Origin of the sequence: Thermoclostridium caenicola (assembly GCF_900142095.1) — a bacterium.
In the GTDB taxonomy this organism is placed as follows: domain Bacteria; phylum Bacillota; class Clostridia; order DSM-8532; family DSM-8532; genus Thermoclostridium_A; species Thermoclostridium_A caenicola.
Map to the genome: position 1 here is coordinate 1 of NZ_FQZP01000085.1, position 4002 is coordinate 4002.

The window sequence follows — 4002 nt, forward strand, 5'->3', positions numbered from 1 at the left end:
CTTTTTCTTCCGGTGTAAAATTTCTTCTCTTTTCCATAGTTCCATACTAACTTATTTTGGCCGTTTTGTCTGTCTTAATTTCTGGTATCATTATACACCATTCTGCACCCGTTGCTCGCTACGTCCCTCTATGCCTTGGGTGGTGTGGATGTTGTGATCATGGTGGATTTGTGTACTTTTATCGTCGCGTTTTTTGCGTTGCTGATATTTGTGCGGATACCACCGGTGAACCAATCAGGCGAGGAAAAGCGGGAGACGCTGCTCGAATCCGCGAAAACAGGCCTGAAATTCCTGAACCGGAACAGAATGGTGCTGATGCTGATCCTGTTCCTGGCCGGGGTCAACCTGGTTGCATCCGCTTTTGATGCGGTGCTTCCGGCGTTTGTCCTGCCAAGGCAAAATGGCGGGGAGGCTGTCCTGGGCATTGTCACTTCCACGGCGGGCATTGCGATGCTTGTCGGAAGTTTGATAGCGTCCGTTCTGCCGCCACCTAAGGATCGGATACGTCTCATCGTAGCCACCATGCTGTTTTCTCTGACAACAGATAACTTCCTGATGTCTTTGACCAATACCCCTGTCACATGGTGTATCGCACAGATATTGGGTTATGTGCCCGTTCCGTTGATGAGTACGAGCCTGGACGTTATCGTGCGCTCGACCATACCGGTCGAGATGCAGGGAAGGGTCTATTCCTGCAGAAATACGCTGCAGTTTTTCACAATACCCATCGGATTCTTCTTTGGTGGCTGGATGGTTGATGTGGTCTGTGAACCATTCATGGAACGTATGTCCCCTGATAGTCTCATGGTCGCCTTGTTTGGCGAGGGGAAGGGCTCAGGGGCAGGCCTGATGATATTCATTCTCGGCATATTGGGAGCGGCGATATGCCTGATTTTCGGAAGAATCCTCAAGAAATACAAATACCATGAGTCGGTTTGATGCTGATCTTGGCTGACCAGCAAGCAATACAAGGCTCTCCGTTGCCGGCGGAAACGTGGGCAGCGGGGAGCCTCTTGCAAAATACCCTGTCCGGACTGGAATGATGGGTTTCTCAAATGGCTACTTATCAATCATCGCTCACAAAACCATTGACACATTTCTGAAAATAGATAAAAATAGCACTAAAAAACGGCTGACTGTTGTGAGCGCCGAAAACCGAGGTTTGTCCGTGTCATGGAGAAATCGGCCTTTCGTATGAACGTTGCGGTATATCACAGGGATTGACTGTCAGGGATTCTGAGATGAGGAGATATGCAATGAATACGCTTGTGATTAATTGCAGTCCTGTACGGACAGGTGCGACGGCGGAAATAGCAAGGATCGTTTCGGAACAGCTGTCCGGCAGATACAATAACAGGGGCATCTGCATCGATGATTATGAATTCGGTTTTTGCAGGGGGTGCAAGAGTTGCCATCAGACTGCCCGTTGTATCCAGCAGGATGATGTAGACCTTATTATAAATGAATTTGAGTGGGCTGACGTGATTGTTTCGGTCGTACCGTCATATTGGGGAGATATCCCTGGCCAGTTTAAGGCATTCATCGACAGGTGCACGCCCTGGTGCAACACCCATGAACCCCATGCTGCCATCAGCAGAGGTAAAAAAGGATATGTTATAGCCTTGCGAACGGGACCCGGCATGCGGGAATGCGTCAGGATTATTGAAAGTATTGAGCATTTTTACGGGCATCTGGAGATCGCATGCTGCGGCAGGCTGGGGTTGTGTTCAATAGCGAGCCGGGAAGATGTGGAATCCAGGAAAGCGGAGATATTGGCTTTCTGCAAGATGATTTTGGATAAATGATAATGGCAGAAACATGATTTCCGGGAAAGCGTCCAAGAGAATCTCCCGCTTGGCAGCGCAATGCCGGTAAGCGGGAGATTCTTGAGAAGAACGAGTTTGCTGTTATAGCCGATTTCAGCAAACGGATTCTATTTCAGCGCGATAACTTCATCACCAAAACGTATCTCGACGGTTTGAGCCTTCTCATAGTCGAATCCTTCATATTCAACATGGAAGCTGTAATATGGATGCTCGCTGCTGGGACCCCTTTCGGGGACGATGTCCAGGGATGCCTCATCTATGGGTAGCTCAACGCCGTCGGCAAACAGGCGGAGGCGTTCCGCATTTTCGACGATTGCCAGTTCGAACGCTGCAGGGTTGTCGAGCCCATCCCAGTAATGATGCGTAAGGAACCTGGGTTGGATGAACTGGTGCATGATTTTTGTGGCTTCGCTTTCGCTGATGGCTTCTTCCGGTATCGTTGCATGGACTCTTGCCTTGTACCTGGTGAAGGCAATATCGGTTATCAACAGCAAGCGTTTCGTTTTCAGAGCGGAAACTTCACCCCTGTGGAGATGCATGTTTTCATAGTCATCGGTAAAGCTCATTTCATCATAGATATCCTTTTCGAGCATCCGGTTAACCGCTATTTTCACCGGTTCGGGCAGGATTGAGCGTTCCGGCGTGAATCGGTACCCAAAATCGCAATCCATGCTGGCGGCCAGTTTTCCGTGATGGTACAAACGGAGGCCCAGAATGCGAATCACCATATCCCCGGTGGTGTTTTGCATCCAGTAAGGCGGAAACGTGTAATTGAAATAGTACGCATCGCCGCCTTCATCAGCGTTCAGTTTTGATCCTGCAATCTCCCACTGGCGGACGCTGTCCCAGCCATGGGGTTCGATATATTCAGCCGGAAGGGATTTTTCCACGAGCCGGATTTCATCGAAAGACACCAGGTTCTTTTTAAGTTTCAGTTCAAAGAGGGCCTTCTGGATTTCCGTATCACCGGTGAATGCTATCAGCTTTAAGGCGAACGCATCATTTTCATGCACAAGGTCAAGCTCCTGAACGATCCCGGCGTCAGCGAGATTCAACATTTTTCTTGCCCGCGACAGCCTGACCTTGACAGTGCCCTCCCTGGCGCCGAGGAGCGAGGCTATCTCGGAAACCGAATACCCCTCATAATAGTGGAGATGGATGGGCGTGCGATATTTCAGGGGCAATGCCATCACGGCATGGAAAAGATTCGGGTCTTCCAGTTTATCCTCAATCGGGATGGTCTGGTCAACAAGGGAAACGGTATGCTTTATCCAGGATGACATCAGATGCCTCTTGCATTCATTGATGGTGACCTGGATAAGCCATGCCTTGATGTGTTCGTCATCATTAAAGGTGCTTTTGCCTGAAAGGAAACGGATAAAAACTTCCTGTACGATATCGCATGCGTCCGCATTGCTTTTGGTATAGTTGAATGCGATCCCGAATACGGTGTTCCGGAATTTCTGATAGATCTGCATGAAGCGATCGTCCGGGTTTGACGGTCTGTGCATCTTTCGTTCACACTCCTCTGCCTTTCATCTACAACATACTTCAGAGCGTGAAAAGGTTACAAGATTTTTTACCCAATCGTTACGGCATTAACTTCATGAAAATCCCTGTCGTTATGTTCTTCTTTTTGTACAAAATATGCTGTGTTTTCGGTTATCTTATTGTGAGGTTTTTGTCTAAACTTGTCTACCAAAATGTGATACGATAAGCAAGTTATTATTTTAACAATTAGATAGAGATAAGGGGGAACACAAACATGCACCAAACCGGAAAGACTAAAGTTGCAATCATCGGTGCAGGAAACGTAGGAGCATCAATCGCCTTTGCGATGGCTCTTGAGCAGAGTGCCAGTGAGATTGTTTTGATTGACGTGAATGCTGAAAAGGCTGTTGGAGAGGCTCTGGACATCAACCATGGCCTGTGCTTCCTGGGCCAGATGGCAGTTTATGCAGGCGATTACTCCGATATCGCAAGCTGTGACGTTATTATTGTGACAGCCGGGATGAACAGAAAGCCGGGTCAGACCCGTCTTGATCTGGCCAGGGCTAATGTGGCTATTGCCAAGGAAATCAGGGAAGTTGTAAAATAAAATGCCGTAATATATAGAAAACTCATGGTAATCCATTGTAAAATGTTTAATAACCAAAGAAAAACATTAGCAAAGGAG

The 4002-nt window shown here is 48.1% G+C and carries 4 protein-coding genes; 3 read left to right on the plus strand and 1 reads right to left on the minus strand.

What is annotated here, in order from left to right; genetic code table 11:
* Window positions 1-99 precede the first annotated feature (99 nt).
* Complete coding sequence (locus F3H12_RS12850) at window positions 100-939, plus strand: MFS transporter (protein ID WP_340162590.1); 840 nt, start codon at window positions 100-102, stop codon at window positions 937-939.
* A gap of 317 nt (window positions 940-1256) precedes the next feature.
* Window positions 1257-1805 carry a flavodoxin family protein gene (locus tag F3H12_RS12855; protein ID WP_149679717.1) on the plus strand — a complete coding sequence of 183 codons (549 nt, stop codon included), beginning with the start codon at window positions 1257-1259 and terminating at the stop codon, window positions 1803-1805.
* Between the two features lie 128 nt (window positions 1806-1933).
* Here the strand turns inward: F3H12_RS12855 and F3H12_RS12860 are convergent, their stop codons facing one another.
* Window positions 1934-3337: an RNA polymerase sigma factor gene (locus tag F3H12_RS12860; RefSeq protein ID WP_243133294.1), complete on the minus strand. Its 1404-nt coding sequence runs from the start codon at window positions 3335-3337 to the stop codon at window positions 1934-1936.
* 254 nt (window positions 3338-3591) lie between these two features.
* Between F3H12_RS12860 and F3H12_RS12865 the strand changes: the two genes are divergently transcribed.
* Entirely contained in the window at window positions 3592-3924 is a 333-nt protein-coding gene (locus tag F3H12_RS12865; protein WP_149679718.1) for a lactate/malate family dehydrogenase, read from the plus strand.
* Window positions 3925-4002: the final 78 nt, after the last annotated feature.